The 533-nt window shown below is 62.1% G+C and carries 1 protein-coding gene; it reads right to left on the bottom strand.

What is annotated here, in order from left to right; translation table 11 throughout:
- Positions 1-533, bottom strand: a 533-nt coding sequence (locus ZRA01_RS20440; RefSeq protein ID WP_141355205.1) for a type VI lipase adapter Tla3 domain-containing protein, incomplete at both ends; no start/stop codon positions are given.

Below are 533 nucleotides of genomic sequence, written 5' to 3'. Positions count from 1 at the left end.
TCGCCCCGCTCGCGGCGGGCGAGGACGAAGAGCGCCGCGGAGGCGGGCATAGAGGGGACATAGTAGCCGTTGTAGATGAGCTGGGGGCTGCCATTGGGACGGTTCAGATGGCGGAAATACAGGCCATCGCTAGCGGCGAGCACCAGGTAGGGAACATCGGGGTGCTCATCGAAGAACGCGAAGGCTTTTTCGAGGAGGCGGTCGGGGTGATCCGACAGCATGTAGCCGGCGGGGACGAAAAGCGTGTATGCGAGGCCGTTGCTGTCGGTGGCTGCGACGGTTCCGATGGGTGGGTCTGCTTCGGAACTGGGCCATTGAGGGTCTTCTGATGGTTCGGACGCAAAGAACGATGGAGCCGGCCAGTACACAGGCAGGCCGCGAATTCCATTCTCCAGAGCCGAGGCACTTGCGCTGCCCTCGTCTCCCAATTTGTCGGATGCACTCCATGAATACTTGTTTGGATCTTGCTCCCGGATCGTCCCGAACGGATGCCCCTGCTGCAGGGCGTCCCACAGCTTGCCCTGGCGGTGTTT

Source organism: Zoogloea ramigera (assembly GCF_006539865.1).
In the GTDB taxonomy this organism is placed as follows: domain Bacteria; phylum Pseudomonadota; class Gammaproteobacteria; order Burkholderiales; family Rhodocyclaceae; genus Zoogloea; species Zoogloea ramigera.
The sequence above is the reverse complement of the archived record's forward strand: the minus strand, read 5'-3'. Positions and strand labels throughout refer to the sequence as shown.